Source organism: Enterococcus sp. AZ095b (assembly GCF_051714725.1).
Classification (GTDB): domain Bacteria; phylum Bacillota; class Bacilli; order Lactobacillales; family Enterococcaceae; genus Enterococcus_B; species Enterococcus_B pernyi.
On the sequence record NZ_JBIOSL010000001.1, the window covers coordinates 2866257 to 2885889 of the forward strand.

General features: G+C 39.1%; 17 protein-coding genes. All 17 read right to left on the bottom strand.

Going from position 1 to position 19633, the window contains the following annotated elements; all coding sequences use genetic code 11:
* Positions 1-13: 13 nt before the first annotated feature.
* Positions 14-499 carry a hypothetical protein gene (locus IGJ99_RS13700; protein ID WP_438770895.1) on the bottom strand — a complete coding sequence of 162 codons (486 nt, stop codon included), beginning with the start codon at positions 497-499 and terminating at the stop codon, positions 14-16.
* A 13-nt stretch (positions 500-512) separates the two neighbouring features.
* The gene (locus IGJ99_RS13705; protein WP_438770896.1) at positions 513-1886 is read right to left on the bottom strand and encodes a hypothetical protein; all 1374 of its coding nucleotides are present in this window, start codon (positions 1884-1886) and stop codon (positions 513-515) included.
* On the bottom strand, positions 1887-3374 hold the full coding sequence (locus IGJ99_RS13710; protein WP_438770897.1) for a hypothetical protein: 1488 nt from the start codon (positions 3372-3374) through the stop codon (positions 1887-1889).
* Positions 3375-3377: 3 nt separating this feature from the next.
* Complete coding sequence (gene esaA / locus IGJ99_RS13715; protein WP_438770898.1) at positions 3378-3899, bottom strand: type VII secretion protein EsaA; 522 nt, start codon at positions 3897-3899, stop codon at positions 3378-3380.
* Positions 3900-4151: 252 nt separating this feature from the next.
* Positions 4152-4445 (bottom strand): WXG100 family type VII secretion target, encoded by a 294-nt coding sequence (locus tag IGJ99_RS13720; RefSeq protein WP_023520541.1) that lies wholly within the window; start codon positions 4443-4445, stop codon positions 4152-4154.
* A 141-nt stretch (positions 4446-4586) separates the two neighbouring features.
* Complete coding sequence (locus IGJ99_RS13725) at positions 4587-5477, bottom strand: Rgg/GadR/MutR family transcriptional regulator (RefSeq protein WP_023520542.1); 891 nt, start codon at positions 5475-5477, stop codon at positions 4587-4589.
* 365 nt (positions 5478-5842) lie between these two features.
* Entirely contained in the window at positions 5843-6739 is an 897-nt protein-coding gene (locus IGJ99_RS13730; RefSeq protein WP_023520543.1) for a phytoene/squalene synthase family protein, read from the bottom strand.
* Positions 6726-8216, bottom strand: coding sequence for a phytoene desaturase family protein (locus tag IGJ99_RS13735; RefSeq protein WP_019722718.1), 1491 nt, complete (start codon positions 8214-8216; stop codon positions 6726-6728). The genes IGJ99_RS13730 and IGJ99_RS13735 overlap by 14 nt, the downstream gene beginning before the upstream one ends.
* A gap of 339 nt (positions 8217-8555) precedes the next feature.
* Entirely contained in the window at positions 8556-9521 is a 966-nt protein-coding gene (locus IGJ99_RS13740) for a tRNA dihydrouridine synthase (RefSeq protein ID WP_137072974.1), read from the bottom strand.
* Between the two features lie 506 nt (positions 9522-10027).
* On the bottom strand, positions 10028-10798 hold the full coding sequence (locus IGJ99_RS13745; RefSeq protein ID WP_010734031.1) for an ABC transporter permease: 771 nt from the start codon (positions 10796-10798) through the stop codon (positions 10028-10030).
* A complete protein-coding gene (locus IGJ99_RS13750) occupies positions 10791-11732 on the bottom strand; it encodes an ABC transporter ATP-binding protein (protein WP_224434316.1) in 942 nt (313 codons plus the stop codon). The genes IGJ99_RS13745 and IGJ99_RS13750 overlap by 8 nt, the downstream gene beginning before the upstream one ends.
* Before the next feature lie 316 nt (positions 11733-12048).
* Positions 12049-13698 carry a MutS-related protein gene (locus tag IGJ99_RS13755; RefSeq protein WP_438770899.1) on the bottom strand — a complete coding sequence of 550 codons (1650 nt, stop codon included), beginning with the start codon at positions 13696-13698 and terminating at the stop codon, positions 12049-12051.
* A gap of 93 nt (positions 13699-13791) precedes the next feature.
* Positions 13792-14406, bottom strand: coding sequence for a ThuA domain-containing protein (locus IGJ99_RS13760; protein ID WP_153830580.1), 615 nt, complete (start codon positions 14404-14406; stop codon positions 13792-13794).
* A 42-nt stretch (positions 14407-14448) separates the two neighbouring features.
* Entirely contained in the window at positions 14449-15984 is a 1536-nt protein-coding gene (gene xylB / locus IGJ99_RS13765) for a xylulokinase (RefSeq protein WP_434800860.1), read from the bottom strand.
* Between the two features lie 41 nt (positions 15985-16025).
* A complete protein-coding gene (locus tag IGJ99_RS13770) occupies positions 16026-17075 on the bottom strand; it encodes a sugar ABC transporter substrate-binding protein (protein WP_010734026.1) in 1050 nt (349 codons plus the stop codon).
* A gap of 25 nt (positions 17076-17100) precedes the next feature.
* Complete coding sequence (locus IGJ99_RS13775; protein WP_023520548.1) at positions 17101-18066, bottom strand: ABC transporter permease; 966 nt, start codon at positions 18064-18066, stop codon at positions 17101-17103.
* Positions 18067-18107: 41 nt separating this feature from the next.
* Entirely contained in the window at positions 18108-19619 is a 1512-nt protein-coding gene (locus IGJ99_RS13780; RefSeq protein ID WP_023520549.1) for a sugar ABC transporter ATP-binding protein, read from the bottom strand.
* Positions 19620-19633 lie beyond the last annotated feature (14 nt).

The window sequence follows — 19633 nt, forward strand, 5'->3', positions numbered from 1 at the left end:
CTACAACAGTCCTTTAATCATTTTTGTATTTCTGCTGTGAAAACTTTTTACCAAGATAATTGCCTCCAATAGTCAGTAAAATACTTCCTAGTAGAAGTAAGATCCACAAAACAATTCTTCCCTGGATAGCTGTGTGATTTGGGTTAGCTGACACCTGATGTCCTACAGACATTTGCCCTTTTTTGAATAATTGGGGTGTAATTGTTTGCTCAAAGACCTGTGGCTGTGGAGTTGCTTCCGACACAAAGACGAGGTTGTGAGCAGTAGAAATCTGTTGTCTTTGTTGTTGGACACGTTCTTGGTCTAATTTTGTTTTATCTTCTAAAAATAAATCTTGCACTATAAATGTTGTTTCATGATCTTCGATGCCTTCCCTTTCTTGGTAGATCACATGGTTATTGATAGTGAGTGTGCTTGCAAAGACTGTGACATTCGGGTGACTTAAAAATAGTAAAACTACCAATAAAAAGAAAAGCCCCCCTATTTTTTTCTGAACCATTTTATACCTCCGTTTATTCATTTGACCGTTCTTTTTTCTCTTCTGGTCGGACAATAAAATTCAGTATCACTCCAAATATCAGGAATAGAACGAGCATGAGATAACTTCCCCAACCGATGACACCCTCATTCATCAGCACATTAAACCCGTTTTGAATATTCTGTAAAGGTGACAGACGATAGAGCCATTCTGTCAACGAGCCATTTTTGATTGCTACGCCCAACAAAGGAGTCAACATGAAGAACAAGCCAAAAATCCCACCACATAAATACAACGTGATTTTTTTGAATTGGCGCATGAACCCTAAAAGAATCAATTGACCACTAGCAAAGACTAAAAATGCATAAACGAACCAAACAAAAGAATGCGCGACTCCTGATACTATGGTCGTTAAAACGCTATAAATAAGTGACAGAACTAACGTTACACTGAGTACCGCCACCATATTAGGCACGTTTTTCCATATACGGTTCGGTGTGACTAACAAATCGACAGAAGTCACTACACGTTTTTTCATCACGCTAGACAATTGAAAGGATACTAACAGAATCATAAAGCCACCGATCAATGTCACATAGTAAGGAGTCAATGAGCTTTGTCTTGTTTGACCAAAGCTTCCTTGTCCTAAAATTGGACTTGCTAAAAAATTAAAGACATGTGGATTGTCTGCCCCTCCATTCTTTGTATTCGAAAGGACTTCACTAAATGATTCGGCATATGTTTGATTTTCAGAGACAGTCTGTGCTGATTCATCAAGAGAGGTACTTAGATTACTTAAAATAGTGGTGGCATTCTCTTGTACTTCGATGGTCGATTCTTTTAGCTGATCGATTGTAGGTGTGATATCAGCTACTTCTGCCGCAGATTGACCGGTAACTTCAGCTGCTGCTTTTGAACTTGCCATCAATCCTTGCATCGTTTCGATCAGACTGGCTGTTTGAGCTTCAATCAGAGCGTATTCATTTTCTTTAGGATGTGGATTTTCTTCTGAGATGACGGATTCCGCTTCTGTTTGTGCCGTTTGCTGCCAACTGTCGTATACTGCATGGATTTGTTGATTCGCAGAGGCGAACCAGTGGTTTAATTTGTCCGCTTCTTCCATAAATGTCTGTGGTAATGTCATTAATTGCAAGGTACCGTACAAGGTTGGTTTTAGTTCTTCAGGTTCTTTAGTCCCAGGAGAACCAATGACTGCTTGTAATGCAATGATTTGATTCTCGGTATCGCTATACAACTGATCCCCTGTTTTTTTGTATTCCTGATACAGTTGTTCACTGATCATCGAAGGTTTGTCGCTTTCCTGAAGATTGTTATATAGCCAATAGATCGAACGAGAATCAGCTAATTCAATAAGGGATCTCCCCGTATTTTCTGGTTGATCGATCATCTATCGATATGCGGGAATCGTTATAGAATGGTGTGGTGCACCAAATAGCGTGACGATTTGTTGCGCAGTCGTACTTAATAGTTGAAACTGTTCCAAGATTTGTGGCACATCATCAATCAATGGCTGATCCATTGGAAGATATACCGAGAATTCACTCATTGGTTGTTCGCGTTCATTGATCATCCATGTGTAAAACACCTGATTGTATGAAGTAGTTTGTTGTTCTGGAGTCAACTGCCACTTTAAAGGAATGCTTACTTCAAAGTTCAATTTATCTGATAGCGAAGGATATTCTATACGCTGGTATGTCTCTTCCGTTTCCTCCTCCGGTTCAATCGTCCAAGGTTGTACGATTGTGAATGAATGATTTGTATCTACTCGGATTGCTGTTTCATAGTTGTAGGGGGCTAGTAACTGATTCAATTGAGTTTCCATTTCTATAAAATCATATGTTGGATCAAAAAAGAGCATTCCTTGCTGCTCTTCTTCTGCTTGTATCGAGAGGAACGTATCTTGATTTAACTCAATTGACATCTGTTGATTGGTGGTGGGTAAAGAAATCATTGCATCATGTTGTGCTTTCGGTTCAAGATAAGCAAAAGAGGCTTCACTTCCGATTGGTCGGTCAAAATCATGGGCATAGCGTGTAACAATCGCTAGCTCATCATTGAAAATGGCGGCCTGATCCTGACTGATCACTGCTTGATTTTGTAATTCAGCTAATAATAGAGCTAAACTATCCACCGAGATCCGGGGCAATATCTCCTCGATAACTGATTGGTACGCCCCATCTAATTTGGGTTCATTCCTTTGATTTGTCATCAATTTGATAATCGCATTTTTCACTTGAACTTCTGTCGCAGTTGCGGGTGTACTTGTCGGATCATTATAATACGCATTGGCAATTTGACCTTTTAAGCGTTCTAGCTGTTCTACTTGACTCTCCAACTCAGTAATTTGTTGTTGGATCTCTTCGATGCGGGTTTGTTGATTGGTTTGAAACGCCGTTGCCTGAGCCAAGAAATCCCAATAAATACCGAAACTATTTTGTTCATTTGGTGTATAAAAGTTACTAAATTGAGCTAAAATCGCATCATTGAATAAGTCGTATTGATTTCTATAATCAGTTGTTGCGTTCTCCCACTGAGTGGTTAATTGATTTTTTTGTAAGATGACTTGTTGATTGAATTGATCGATCGCTCCAGTGATTTTTTCATTCGTTTCTTTTGTATAATCAACAATTGTCTCCTGAACATTTTCTGTCTCTTTGTGAGTCTCTTCTAAACTTGCATTATTGCGCTCCAAAAGAGATTGTACCGAATCAACAAAGGCCTGTTGTTGTGCCTTGAATGCACTATTTGTTGTATCTAAAATACTAGTTGAGTCTAATACACTCGCATAGTTGTCTGAAATATTTTGGAATGGCTGATAGATACTATTTTCTAGATTTTGCTGATAATTGCTATGTGTATTCGTCATTTTATTCACGTTTTACTGCGCTTCAGAGAGATTTCCTACAATACTAGAGAAATACATCTGCACAACACGCTGATTGAAGTTTGTTAAAATCTGATTCACTTGTTCTTCGATCATTTGGTTAGTTATCTCATTTTGACCATCTCGAACTTGGTATTCGATGATCGCTTTTTCTGGATTGATACTTTGTAAAGATAATAGTTTTTCCGAAAAATCTTGGGGAATAATGATTTTTGCATCGAATTGGCCGTTCTCTAGTCCTGCTGTTGCAATATTACGCGTAGTCGTTTCCCAACGATTGGCAGTATCTTTATTGATCAGTGTCACAAAATCGGTTCCTAACAAGTACTGCTGACCTTCAAAATCTGCTCCTCGATCCTCATTTACCAAAACATATTGCATTTTTGTCGTCGGGCTGGCGGTGCTCGTGATGATACTCTTTTCTTTAAAGCCAATATAAGCAAAGAAAAGAAGCAAAGATAAACTTGCAATGATCGCAAGGATAAATGGCTGCTTTTGCTTCAGATGGTTTTTCAAGTTGTTCTCCTCCTTCTAAAAGAGCATGGGGTCAGAAGTGACTTGTCTGTATTTCTACCTTTCAAAATAAGCGTCAAAATCCAAAAATAGCTAGCTGATTTCGGATTTTGACGCTTATATCATGGCGATGTGCACTTCTGTCATATCCTCTTTTTAGGCTATAGCTGAGATGCTCTGTTTTACATTGTGTATTGTTGCACATGTGATTCGTTTAAGAAAATCTAGCAAAGTGACTTCTGTTTGAACATCAAGTTAAAATCCAAACGAACCTGCATCTTGACGATCGCGTTCTGCAACCGTATCAGCATACTTGTTCAACTGCTGATTGATGCGCTCAAGAAGTTCTTCCATTTGACGAACATTACCTTCTAATTGGTTGTATTGTTCCAAATAAGCTTGAAATGCTTGTCCTTTCCACTGTTGACTGATTTGTTGGTTCATTGCATTTACTTTACGGATCGCCTCTTGGATCTGAGAGGCTGCCTGTGAATAAACCTGTGCTTGTGACTTCAGTTGTTCGGGGGTGACTGCAATTACTCCTGCCATTTTTGTACCTCCTAAAATTTTTTTGACTAGTTTATCATACTTGATTTTCAACTGGTCAAAATAAAATACGCCGAATAAGGTTGATCTTCGTCGTATACGCACAATTCTTTTCGTATAAGATTAGTTATTTTAAGATAGCATTCAATTACTAGCGGGGGGAAACTCATTCTTGAGTTCAAAATCCACATGGTACGCCTGCTCCACGAAGCGTAACAGTTCGTATTTTTTTTGATATTGTTGCTTTGAATCCAAGTAGCAACTGACTGCTAAAGCGTTTTTTATGTGATACTTCCCTTTCTTATTACCTTTGATCACATACCAGACGCCTTGCAAAAACAATTGCAAGTTACGCTCATAGTATAGTTCTTCTTCAAGGAAATACTCTTCTAACTTCGCACCATATTTCCAAACCAGGCGGAGATCCTGATTTTTAATAAATAGAATGAGGCCATTTGCCAACATGCGAAATGTCTCACTTTGCCCGCTGCGGTTTTCTTCGTAGACCGCCAAACTAAGAAACGACTTTTCTAAAATCAAATCGATAAATTTAGGATGGAACGCATACATACAATTAGTAAACAAAAAAATTTCGTAGCGAGTCCATGTTTGTGCCTTCATTAAATACTGATAAACCTCTGAAGATAGCACATCGATTTTTTCCTCTTTTAATTGAGCGATCATCAAGCGACAAAGACTGATTAGATGACGTTCTCTTTGAGAATCAGGTTCTTCTGTTTCATACAACATGATAATACTATGTAATTCTAAACTATCTTTCTTTTCAAAAGCGACTACCGCTTCTTGCATCAATCGATTGACCTCGGATAAATCATTTGGAAAATTAAATAACTGCAATTCATCATAGTCCAAATTTAGTTTTTTCAAAAAATAAGTCAACTTACTGACTGTCGTATCTGCTTTATTTTGAATAAAACGTTTATAAACAGAACGACTAGCTTCCTCTCCACAAAGTTCTGCAATCGTTATTCCTTTTTGCTTTCTGACAAATTCAACGATCTCCCATACTTCCATTTTTTTCACTCCTGACCTCTTTCACTGAATCTTGAACTCAAAGATTTTATAGAAAGAGCTTCTATGATTGAAATTTGATAAAGCTAAAAATCCCCGTTTATTATAATCTTACCATCATTCTCGTTTGAATATTACATTTATTTATAATAACTGTTGTTTTTAAATATAAAGACTTTACTAATAAATACAAAAAAACAGAACAGAAAAACATTGATGTTATTTATAAGAGCGATAATAATGGAATAAACAATGTATTTTTTGTTCAAAATGTCATGATAAACAAAGAATGAGCACTCGCAACGGTACTTTCCGCGAGTGCTCATTCCGTTTTCTGATACATCAGATTATCAATGCTATCATACCAATTATAATGTTGATTGTTGTGGACTATTTATTAGAGTTTCTACATATTTTTTGGCTTTTCTCAGCAGTTGGATTTTTCTTATCTGGCTGACATAGTTTTTACGATCTAACATGAAATAGTTATTTTCTCTGATTACGCTTAATTGCTCTCTATAGATCATTGCAGCAGCAGTTAATGCGAGTTGACAATTTCGGTCAATAAACGGCAGCATCGTAAAAGAAGTTTCATATTTTTTCTCTGCTTCATTAGCTATCGCTTCCCATAGATCAATCAATGGCTTCGCAGGTTTATCTGCTTGCAACATGGTTTCAGTCACACCATGGGCACGCATCATTTCCTTTGGTAAATAAATTCGTCCCATTTTATTATCTTCACCGATATCTCGTAAAATGTTAGTGAGTTGCATCGCTTCACCCAGCCTTTTTGCCTGTGACTGGATTTTTTCTGCTTGGTCAGATAATAAAGGTAACAACATCAAGCCGACACTACCTGCGACATAGTAACAATAGTCTTCTAAGTCAGCCAATGTTTCTGGCTGTGTAAAGACTAAATCTTGCTTTTGACCTGCGATCATGTCGTAGAACGGAGACAAGGTCATGGGATAAACGGAAAAAACAACCGACAAGGCACGCCAAATTGGTTCATCAGGAATTTTACCCATGGAGAAAGCATCTAGTTGGTGTTTTAGTGCCAACAATTCTTCCTCACTATGGGCTAAGTCAACTGTATCATCTGCCAAGCGACAAAAAGCATAAATGGCATAGACACTTTTTGCTTTTTCTTCAGGAAGTTGAGAAAACGCAGCGTAAAACGATTTTGAATATTTTTTTATCACAGTTTCACAATAGGCAAAATCGTCTGCGTGTTTTTCAAACAGTTCCTGATTAGTTTTTATCATCTTTAACCAACTCCTCTACCGCAAGCTTAGCACTTTGCATCACGATTGGTACACCAGCTCCGGGATGTGTGCTGCTACCACAGAAATAAAGATTCTCAGCAGAAGCAAATTTATTATGAGGTCGATAATAGTTACTTTGTTTTAAGGTTGGTTTCAACCCAAATGTTGCACCATTATAGGCATTGAAATGTTGTTCAAAGTCTTTTGGTGTATAAAAACTTTCTGAAACGATATGCTCTTCAATATCAGTAAAGTCTGTCTTTTCTTTTAATAATGTCAATACTTTTTGACGATATTCTTGGACTTTCGCTTCTGACCAATCTTCGTATTTTGAAAGTTCTGGAACTGGTACTAATACATATAATCCTTCATGGTTTTCTGGGGCTAATGATTCATCCATGATCGTAGGACGGTATAGATAAAAGGATGGATCTTCCGGTAAACGACCATCTTCAAATAAATCATCCACATTTCGTTTGAAGTCATCTGCAAAATAGATGCTGTGGAGATAATCCCCCGGATATTTTTTATCTAGACCTAAATATAGTAAGAAACAAGAACAAGAGTATTCCATCTTATCGATTTTCTTATCCGTATATTTCCCACGATTCTTTTCATCAGGAATCAACTCTTTCATTGCATAAGGAAAATCAGCACCACAAACGACCGCATCTGCTTCTATTCGTTCTTGTCCGATTCGAACACCTTTTGCCACTTTATCTTCAATGATCAATTCATCAACGGGTGTATTATAATGGATCGTTCCACCTAATTCTTCTAATAAGTTAGCTAGTGAGGTTGCTAAAGTATACATACCTCCTTTGATAAAATGAACGCCATATAAAAGTTCGATCATCGGGATAATCGTGTATAACGATGGACCTTGATATGGGGAAACACCGATGTATAAGGTTTGGAACGCCAATGATTTTCGCAAACGTTCATCTTTAACAAATTTAGCAATCGATGAATACGCATCACTAAATGTTCTTAGACGAATCCCTGCCCATAGTGATTTAGGATTATAGAAATCCCAAAAACCACGAAAGGATTTAGTAATAAATGCTTCTTTGGCTATGTGATAACGCTTGTAGATATCCGCTAGAAACGCATAATAGCCTTGCGCATCTTCTTGGGAAATCGCTTCGAGCGTTTTGGTCAATTCAATGAGATCATTTGAAAATTCGATTGGTTCTTCTTTATTGAAATAGAGTTTCAACATAGGATCGACTTTTTCCATCGGAATGTAGTCATCCGGATCTTTCCCACAAAATTCAAATACTTCGCGATAGATTTCAGGCATCATCACGATCGTTGGCCCCACATCAAACGTGAACCCATCTTTTTTGATTTGATTCATCTTGCCGCCAGGGCCACTTTCTTTTTCGTACAATGTTACTTCATAGCCTAATTTTTGCAAGCGTACAGCTGCACTTAATCCCGCAACTCCTGCACCTGTTACAATGACTTTTTTCATGACATCCACCTACTCAATTCTTGTTCTATAAATTTTTATCATCTGATAAATTTTAGGATATCATTAAATCCGTTATGTCATAAAATAAAACGCTCAAATAACATACGTTACATTAAATTTTCTTCATTTTTCTTTGTTTTTAATTCATTTTTTATCATTTTTCACTCAGTATTATTTACACGTGAAATATACAATCTAGATAGCCATTGTCAGCTAAAACTGAATAAACAGCCTTCAAAAGTCAATTCATTAAAAAAAGCCATGACATCCGAAAATATTTTCATATTTTTTAGATGTCACAGCTTTTTTGGCTGATTACTTTGTGAAAACTTAGACAGTTTATTCAGTTTTATGTTGAAATTCATCTAAACGTGCCCGAACTTCATCAGTGGATTTCGTGTTCATCAATTGCACACGCAAATCGTTGGCTCCTGGAAATCCTTTGACGTAGATTTTGAAGAAACGATGTAAGCCTGTGATCGAACGTGGGATCTCTTTTGCATAGTGGTCTTGTAAATCTAGTTGCAAGCGCAGTAAATCAATAAGTTCTTCTGCTGAATGCTCTTTCGGTTCTTTTTCAAAGGCAAATGGATTTTTAAAAATACCTCGGCCGATCATGATGCCATCTACACCATATTTTTCCGCTAATTCAAGCCCTGTTTGGCGGTCAGGGATGTCACCATTGATCGTCAACTTCGTTTGTGGGGCAATTTGGTCACGCAAGGCAACGACTTCAGGAATTAGTTCCCAATGTGCCGCCACTTTACTCATTTCTTTGCGTGTACGTAAATGAACAGAAAGATTCGCGATATCTTGCTTTAGTAAATGACTGATCCAATCAACCATTTCAGCTTGCTCTGTGTAGCCAATACGTGTTTTTACACTTACCGGTAACCCTCCAGCTTTTGCAGCTTCGATCAATTCTGCCGCAACCTCAGGACGTAGGATCAAGCCACTACCTTTTCCACGTTCTGCCACATTCGGTACCGGACAACCCATATTGAGGTCTATTCCTTTAAAACCCATCTCGGCTAGTTGAATACTCATCTCTCTGAAAAATTCCGGTTTATCTCCCCAGATATGTGCCACCATCGGTTGTTCATCTTCAGTAAATGTCAAACGTCCTTTGACACTTTCTTTGCCATCTGGATGACAAAAACTATCTGAATTAGTAAATTCGGTGAAATACACATCCGGCGCACCGGCCTTTTGGACAACATGGCGAAAAACCACATCTGTCACATCTTCCATCGGTGCTAATACAAAAAAGGGCGTAGGTAGTTCAGCCCAAAAATTATTCTTCATCAAGTACACTCCATTTCGCTATATAAAAAGTTCCATCAAAAACATTGTTGCCATTATACAAGGAAAAAGAAAAAGAAGCAAAGTAGAGGTTGTGAAAGGAGCGATCAGCACTAAGGCATAAGAAAGGAAAATCGAAAATGGTTGTTTCATTTTTGATTTTCCTGGCTTATGTCCGAAGTGTTGCTCCTTGAACACCGTTTATCATAGGTTGTGAAAAAAGCGTTTTGACCTGAGCAGTAAGATAGAAAATTGTAAAATAGCTTTTCATATTTTGCAATTTTTTAGCTTAATGTTGAAGGTCAGCTTTTTGAACACCGTTTATCGAGGTTGTGAGAAAGCCGGTCAGCTCCGAATATTAAGGCGGAAATTGGGAAAATAGCTTCTCATATTTTTTCAATTTCCGCCTTAATATTGAAGGAGTTGGCCTTCGAACACCGTTTATCGAGGTTGTGAGAAAGCCGGTCAGCTCCGACTTACTATTGAAGGAGTTAGCTTGCCTCGTTCGCTTAACTTCTTAACCCTCTACCTTTATTGATCAAGTACCAACACGTTGAATAAAGCACTACAATGAACAGTACAAGGATCGCAATCGAAATGAAGATTGGCACATCGGTGGTGCCTAAGAAACCATAACGGAAACTTGAGATCATATAAACAATTGGATTTACTTTTGAGATGGCTTGCCAAATCGGTGGTAACATCGAAATTGAATAAAACACCCCGCCAAGATAAGTCAAAGGTTGTAACACAAACGTTGGTACAATGGACACATCATCATAAGATTGGGCGAAAATCCCATTGATCAAACCAGCAAGCGAGAATAAGATAGCGGTCATCAATAGTGTTAATACAACGATCGTCCATGAATAGACATGTAATGGCACAAAAAATAGAGAAATCATTGTGACTAATGCACCGACCAAGACACTCCGTCCCAACCCACCGATCACAAATCCCCAGATGATGACATGTGTTGGTACAGGGGCAACTAAAATCTCTTCGATATTCTTTTGGAATTTTTGTGAAAAGAATGAAGAAGAAACATTTGAATAAGAGCTTGTGATGGCGGACATCATGATCAATCCGGGAACAATAAATTCCATGTAGGAGAAACCACCCATATCACCGATTCGTCCCCCGATCATTTTCCCAAAAATGATAAAATACAAAGACGTAGTGATCACTGGTGGTACTAGCGTTTGTACCCAGATACGCATATAGCGATTGGTTTCTTTGATTGCTAAACTTTTTAATGCAGTAAAATAAAGATTAAACATTTTTCTTCGTTGCCTCCATATGATAAGTTTCTTCCGTAATTTTCAAGAAAAGTTCTTCTAAGCGATTGGATTTATTGCGCATAGACAAGACTTTGATCCCTTGCGCACTTAACTGTTCAAAGATCCCATTCACTCCTTGATCACGCTCCACTTCAACCGCAAGTGTGCGTTCATCTTCTAAGATACTTGTATAGCCAATGATCTCTGGCTTTTTATCATAAGGTGCTAAGTCAAAGATAAACGTTTCAAATTGTAATTTGGAAAGCAAGGCTTTCATAGAGGTATTCTCAATCAGTTCACCCGATTGGATGATTCCAATATTTCGACAAAGCATTTCTGCTTCTTCCAAATAATGAGTCGTCAAAATGATCGTTGTTCCTGCGTGATTCAATTCACGTAGAAATTCCCACATTTCTCGTCTTAATTCAATATCGACACCCGCTGTGGGTTCATCTAGAATCAATAATTTGGGTTCATGCATCAATGCACGGGCAATCATCAATCGTCGTTTCATCCCACCTGAAAGCATCCGCGCACGAACATTGCGTTTCTCCCACAAATTAGATTGTTTAAGATATTTTTCACTACGTTTCAATGCTTCATTACGGGCCACGCCATAGTAACCCGCCTGATTCACGACGATTTGTTGCACTGTTTCAAACGGATTGAAGTTGAATTCTTGGGGCACTAAGCCGATTTGTTGTTTTGCTCGTACTAAATCTGTATCCAGATCATAGCCAAATACTTTCACTTTTCCCGATGTCTTATTCACTAATGAAGTGATGATCCCGATCGTTGTTGATTTCCCTGCACCATTTGGTCCCAATAATGCATAAAAATCTCCTTCTTCAACCGTCAGATCGATGCCTCGGAGTGCTTCCACACCTGTCCCATATATTTTTCTTAACTCATTTATCTCAAGAGCATATGTCATTTTTTACTAACTCTCCTTATTTTGTCTGATTTACTATTTTAGCATGTAAAGAGGTTGTGAGAAAGCCGTTAAGCTCCGAATAGTAAGGCGGAAATTGAGAAAATAGTTCCTCATATTTTTTCAATTTTCGACTTACTATTGAAGGAGTTGGCTTTCGAACACCGTTTATCTAGGTTGTGAGAAAGCCGTTAAGCTTCATGCAGTAAGATGAAAATGAAAAAACCACAAGTCCTTCCAGAAAATAATTCTGTCGTCTCTGTGGTTTTCATTATCAATGATGGTTATTGACTAAATACTTTCAGCTTGGGCTTATTTCTTACTCCACTACCCGCCATTGGCGATGTTGATCAAAATAGGCGGCTTCTGCTTGTGCCTCTTTCACGATTGCTGTAGGATACTTCAGCACATCTAATAATGCGATGGCATTTCTTGTCTTAGCAGGTCCTTGTTTTAATTTAAAGTCAAAGCTGATCCCCTTCTCAGGCGTCACTTGCTCTTCAAAATGGACATTGGCACAATCTTTTTTCAAGATCTCTGTCAGTTCGATATCATGTGTTGCGACAAAGGCTAAAGAAGGGTAATCACTCAACCAATTCACGATAGCTGCTGAAGACGCGATCCGTTCAATCGTATTTGTCCCTTTCAAGATCTCATCGACAAAGCAATAGCAACGTTCTTTTGTTTCCACTTGCTGTAATAAGCGCTTGATCGATTTGATTTCTGAAACAAAGTAACTATCGCCTTCAAACAAATTATCTTCGATCGCCATCGAGGTCAAGACATGACCGGGTTGGATCGTGAAAGATTCGGCTAAAGCAGTTTGGATCGTTTGCGCTAAGATACAGTTGATGGCAATACTTTTGACGTACGTCGATTTTCCTGAAGCATTCGAGCCTGTGACCAATGTGTTCTGTTGCCAATCGATGGGATTGACGACTGCCTCTGCAATCAGAGGGTGATACGTATCCTCTGCCATAATCCCGCCTTCTACAAAGACTGGTTGACAAGAATAGGGCATGTAGGTGCGATAATTCAATACTGCCGCAGCTACTTCTAGCTCTCCGAGTAATTGCCATAATTCAATCGCTTGTTCCGTTTTCTTTTCCAATCGGCTAATGACAAAATGATACGAAATAAATGGCAACATGAACATCATATTCAAGTAGTCAAAAAACAACTCCGCTTCTGAGCCATTTTTCACTCGAAATGAAAAACCGAACTTAGGGATTTCTTTTAAAGGCTGAACATTTTTTTGTAACTCTGCTTGTAACGGTGTGGCAAACGTAGCTATTTTTTTCGCCGCAGAAATCGTAGAAACAAGATAGCTCATACTATTAAGTTCTGTTTCGAGTGTTTGCTTTTTTATCAAGTAATAAACCGTATTGAATAACACACTAATGATCGCGAGATAAATGCCGATCACTTGTCCAAGTAAAAACAAGCCTAAACCAATGAGTGGTAACATGCCTAAAAAGGCAAATAGCCCAATATGACCAATTCTTTTGCTTTTGCCATCTGCTAAGTATTGTTTGGCAAAATTCCGGTCTTTTTTTCCAATTCGTGCAAATTGATATTGGATTTCTTCTCTCAACTTAGGATTTTCTTGATAGAAAGTAATCAACTTTTCTAGACGCTGATCTTGTCCAAAATCAAAATTACGCAGTCGCTGATAAAGCGCTTCTGAACCCACACTTGAATACGTATGATTGAGCGTTTCGAATACTTCAAACATATCTAGGTCATACCAAGTCAAGTCATCGACTTCACTGTCCCACGTGCGAAACTTTTTTTCTGTCTGCCAAGCTTCTTTTAAGCTCTCCTCCTTATCAAATCGTACTTGATATGGAAGCTTCCCCCATTTGTAACGGATATCTGCTCTTAATTTTTTTCGCGAATTGATTTCTAAGACAATTAAGATTCCAATGATGCCGACGATCAGGAGCATGATAAATTCTGTTTGACTCATAAATTTTCTCCAATCTATTGAATACTTTAAGTATAGCACTGATTGGAAACATAAATGGACTTATAAAAAAACTATCCTTCTTTTTCACCGTATTCATGTTGATTCTAGACACCAACTAATTCCATCGAAAAGTACCATTTGATTTCCTTCATGTTGCAATCCTTCTGAAAAATGTGCAGGAGTCATACAAAAAACTTTACCTTTACCATACAGATGTCGCCAAGCGGCAATCGATTCACCATAGTGAGAAAAGCTGTGCATCAGAACTTCCGTTTCGCCTATAGCTACCTCAGTGAAATAGTGTTCGTCCCATATTTTATAAGACTTACCATTTGGTTCTCGATAGGTTACTTCTGTAGGTTTGGGATGATGAAGGAAGCGCCCCCGCAACATCTCACTAAACGCAGAGTGGATCGGGTAGCTAGAAAGTCCTGAATGATACGCAATCAGGCTTCCGCCACCCGCTACATACTTGGTGATCAACTGATCGTATGTTTCATTTAACCAAAAAGCGTCATTTGTTTTGGGTGCTAACCGATTTTCCTTTGAAAGGAGGAATAAATCAGGTTGCTCATGTAATGCTTTGGTTAGTTGCTCGATCGTCAGATCAGTCATCTTTAGTTCTTGTGGGAAGTGCTTAGCGATCCCCTGAAAATAGTTGACTAACGGATCATGCGGATGGTAAAAATCGCCTAACAACGTGATCATTTTTTTCACTAGGAACACTCCTTTCACTTAGGTACTCGTTTATTATTTTTCGTACATGTGACAAATTTCCTTTGTACATTCGTATACTTTACGATAACGCGCATACACCTTTTGGTAAATTTCCACTTGTTGCGGGTTCGGTTGCACAGGGGATTGGTAGGAAACAAAAACACTTGCACATTCGTTCAAATCAGTAAACCAGTCACAGCCTACTGCTGCTAACATAGCGGCGCCAAGCCCAGGTCCTTGTTCGGTGGTTAAAGTAACGATCGGTCGATTGAAAATGTCCGCTTGCATTTGGAGCCACGTCTGATTTTTTGCGCCGCCACCGACTGATACGATTGTTTCGATTTTTTGTTGGGTCATCTCTTCCATGATCGCTTGGGAGTCCTTTAGAGAGAAGGTAATCCCTTCTAGCACGCTACGGGTAAAATGTTTCAATTCGTGTTGCGTATCTATCCCAATAAAGCTTCCTCTGATTTGACTATCACTGTAAGGCGTCCGTTCCCCTACGATATAAGGAGTGAACAATAAGCCATTACTGCCTGCATCAACACTTCCGATTTCTGATAGCAACTCGCTGAAGGAACGATTAGGAGCAAAGCGCTGTTTGAACCAACTCAAGCTGTCGCCAGCTGCTAAGGTCACACCCATGGAATACGCGGCACCTGAGGCATGTTGGAAGAGATGGAGCTTCCCTTGATAGTCTCTATCCACATTTTTTTCGTAACGAAGGAATACTCCACTTGTGCCGATGGAACATAATCCAAGACCTTCTTCTAAAATACCAGCGCCAACAGCGCCACAGGCATTGTCGGCACCGCCTGCAATCACTTTGACTGGCTTGGTAAAGCCGTATCTTTCTTTTAATTCCTCTTTCAATGTCCCCACCACGTCAGTAGAAGCCACTAAAGGAGGTAAGATGGCTGGATCGATCCCAAATTCTTCTAAGATTTCTTCATCCCACTGCTTCGTTTCTTGATCCAGCAGTAGTGTGCCAGCCGCATCTGACTCGTCCATATGATACGAACCAGTCAACCAGAATCGTAAATAATCTTTCGGTAATTGAATGTGTTTGACCTTTTCCCAACTCGCTGGTTCGTGTTCTTGGACCCATAAGATTTTCGGTAGTGTAAATCCTTCTAACGCTTTGTTTTTCGTGTGCTGTAACAACTTATCCCCCATTATTTCAGTGATTCGTTGACATTGTGGTGTCGTACGAACATCATTCCATAAAATAGCTGGTCTTACAACTTGATCGGCTTCATCCAAAAAAACTAAGCTGTGCATCTGTCCAGAAAAACTGATGCCTGCCAATTCATCTTTAAGATCAGTCACTTTCCCTAATAATTCTTTCAATATTTGATCTGCTGCTTTGAGCCAATCCGCCGGTTGTTGCTCGCTATACCCCATCTGTGGATTGCTCATAGGGTAAGAAGCAACTGCTTCTGCCACTAACTTTCCTTTTCGATCAAACACTAGGCCCTTCAAGGCACTTGTTCCTAGATCTAAACCTAATACATACATGAATCGTTCCCCTTTCCGACAAAAACAAGCGAAAGAAACAGTCCGTTCCATCAAGACACCACCTGTTCCTTTCCACTGATTACATACGCTTTTTATTCTGTTTCTTCTGTACTTTCTACTGAAGAATCTTCTACTGAGTCTGTTTTCACTTTACTTTTTTCTTTTCCATACTCTTCTAACTCTTCAGCTAACACATAGTTGACATCGATCGGAATTGTTGCGTCAATTGTTTCACCGTCGATTGCTTTCACTAAATTCTCGATCACTTGATAGCCGATTTGGTACGCATCTTGGTCAACGATCGCTGTGATTCGTTCGTCCGCTACTCCGCTTAACCAAGTGTCCGTATAATCAAATCCATAATGAAGCACCTGTCCTGCTTTTCCTTGAGATTCTAATGCACTCATCACACCGACATTCGGCCCTTCTGAACCTAATGAAAAGACAGTGACTAAGTCTCTATTCGCCGCAATGTAGCCTTCTAATTGTTTTTTAGATTCTGATGGTTGATCATTGTCTTGGATCGTCGCTAAAAACTTAAAGTTCTCAGCATCTTTTCCATAGATCTCTGCAAAACCTTCTTTCAGTCCTTTTTCACGATCGATCATAGTTGGTTGTGCGACGTCCACACAAACGATGGCGATCGAACCACCGGTAATGCCTTTTGCCTTCATTTCTTCAGCCGCACGTAACCCTAATTCTTTTCCAGCTGAGACATTGTCTGTACCGACGTAAGCTGTCCGATCTTCAGGATTTTCTAAATCGGCATCAAAGGTGATGACTGGAATATTTTTATCCATGGCTGCTTTGATTGGATCAACGAACGCTTTTTTCTCAATCGGTGCAATGGCGATTCCTGCTACGTTTTTGGCAACTGCTTCTCTGATAAAGCCGATATGTTTCTCTTTCTTACTTGGTTCAGCAGAAGGAGATGTTTTCGTGACCAATGTATAGCCCAATTCTTGTGCCGCATCCTCTGCTCCTTTTTTCATGGGGTTCCAATAAGCCCCGGTGTCTACGATTGGAATGAAATACAAGGTCTTTTCGCTATCTGCATCTGCAGAATCACTCGTACTACATCCTGTACCAACTAATAATAACGCAACGAACATACTGATGACCCAAAATGATTTTTTTAACATGGTCTTTTCACTCCTTAGATTATAATTATGACTGACGACTTGCTCGACGTTTCAAATAATCAATGATGATTGCTAAAATAATGACTAGACCGGTCACTGTATCTTGTAAAAATGAATTTACCCCCATCAATGTCAAGCCATTTTTAAATACTTGTAAGGTTAAGATACCTGCTACCGCTCCGCCAATCGTGCCGATTCCACCGCTAAATGATGTACCACCCATGATAGCTGCCGCCATTGCGAACAAGTCTAAGCCATTCGCATCTTTGGAAGCGCCACCATTTAAATTCGAAACAATCAACAAACCAGCGATGGCTGCTAACATTCCTTCAATCATAAACATCTTGATGATATGTTTATCCGTATCGATACCGGATAGTCTGGCTGCTTCTTGATTTGACCCTACCACATAGGTATATCTTCCCAAACGCGTATTTTTCATTATAAAAGCAAATACAATGATGATAATTAAAAAAATCAAGGCATTGCTTTTGAACATATCCGTACCAATCGGCGTTTTCGCTAAGCGATTGAACCACTCGTTTTCGGAACCGATAAATTGTTCGTCCGTGAAAAAACCGAGCATCCCTTTGATGACATAACTTGTTCCTAACGTTAAAATAAACGAAGGCAAATCAAATTTCTTGATCAACAAAGCGTTCACCGCGCCTAACATTGCCCCTGTCAATAATGCCAGAAGCACAACGACTGGCGCAGGCATTCCTTGATTTGCCGCATATAAACCGAGCATTCCTGATGCCATTCCGACATAACCAATTGATAGATCCACATAGCCGCAAATCAAAATCATCGCATAAGCAACAGTTAAAATGCCTACCGGTGGAATTTGTTGGAAGAAATTTTCAATATTGAATGTGCTCAAAAAATTCGCATTTGCAATTGAAAAATATAGGACTAAAGCAATTAACACTAAATAAACAGAGTAGTTCATAAAAAGTGACTTGATCGTTAACTTGTTTCGTTTTTCCATCGTTCTCTCCTTTGTTTACATATCCTCTAACTGAAGAATCGTTAATGCTCATTAAGCGTAGCATAGGTCATAATCAATTCTTGCGCCTCATCTTTTCTGTCCTGATACTCAGCGACGACGACTTCTCCTGTAATCTCACCTTCCCGAAAAACATGGATTCGATCGCAGATCCCTAATAATTCAGGGATTTCCGAAGAGACGATCAAAATCGTTTTCCCTTGGCGTGCCAACTCATTGATGATCGTATAGATTTCTGATTTTGCCCCCACATCAATACCTTTTGTCGGTTCATCAAAAATATATACTTGATTTGTTGTATTCAACCATTTTGCTAAAACGACTTTTTGCTGATTCCCACCAGAGAGACTGGCAACTGGACGCGCAATATCGCTGATCTTGATCTTCACGTCTTGTACAAACTGATGAGCCGTTTGATTAAGTGATTCATGTTTTAATACAAATCCACCTAGATTCGTTATCGTGATATTGTCTTGGATCGAAAGACCAAGAAACAAGCCTTGGTGTTTACGGTCTTCCGTTAGTAGTCCAATTCCTTGACGAATCGCATCCACCGGTGACTTGATCACTACCGGCTGGTTCGCCAATTTGATTTCACCAGATTTTGCTCGATCTGCACCGAAAATCAATCGCATCGTTTCGGTTCGACCACTTCCTACTAACCCCGCAAAGCCCAATACTTCCCCTCGTCTTGCCTGGAAGCTAACATTTTTCACCCGCCCAAAAGAATCAGAAAGATTCAAAACTTGTAAGTAAGTTTCTCCTAATTGGGTAGGTTGTTTCGGATACAGATCGTTGATTTCTCGCCCAACTAAGCGAGCGATGATTGCTTCTTCAGACAAGTTTTTCACTTCATCGGTCAAGATATATTCCCCGTCGCGCATGATCGTGATTCGTTCACCTAATTCAAAGATCTCTTTCATCCGATGGGAGATGTAAATACTGGATACACCTTTTTCCTTCAATCTGCGAATGATAATAAACAAAACTTCGACATCTTTTTCAGACAAAGAAGTCGTTGGCTCATCAAAAATGATCACTTTGGCGTTCAAACTAAGCGCTCTGGCAATTTCAACTAATTGTTTATTGGCAGTAGACAACGAAGCAACCAGTGTAGTAGGAGAAATCGCAGATCCTACTAGATTCAGCCATTGTTGCGTGTCTTCATATAATTTTTTGAAGTCAACAATTCCTAACGCCTTATTTTTATAGGGCAAACGACCAATAAAAATATTTTCTGCCACAGACAAATCTTCTGCTAGATTCAACTCTTGATGAACAAAGGCAATCCCTAATTCTTGTGCGAAGTCAGGAGTCATTTTAGGGATTTCTTTCCCTTCAAATATGATTTCTCCTTCGTCCTTATCGATCAATCCAGCAAGAATGTTCATTAAAGTAGACTTACCGGCTCCGTTTTCTCCCATAAAAGCATGGATCTCGCCTTTATTTATCTCAAGTCTTGCTTTTTTCAAGACGTGGACAGGGCCAAAACTTTTTTCAATATTAGACATTGAAAATAAACGTTCTTTTTCCATGAAAGATCTCCCCT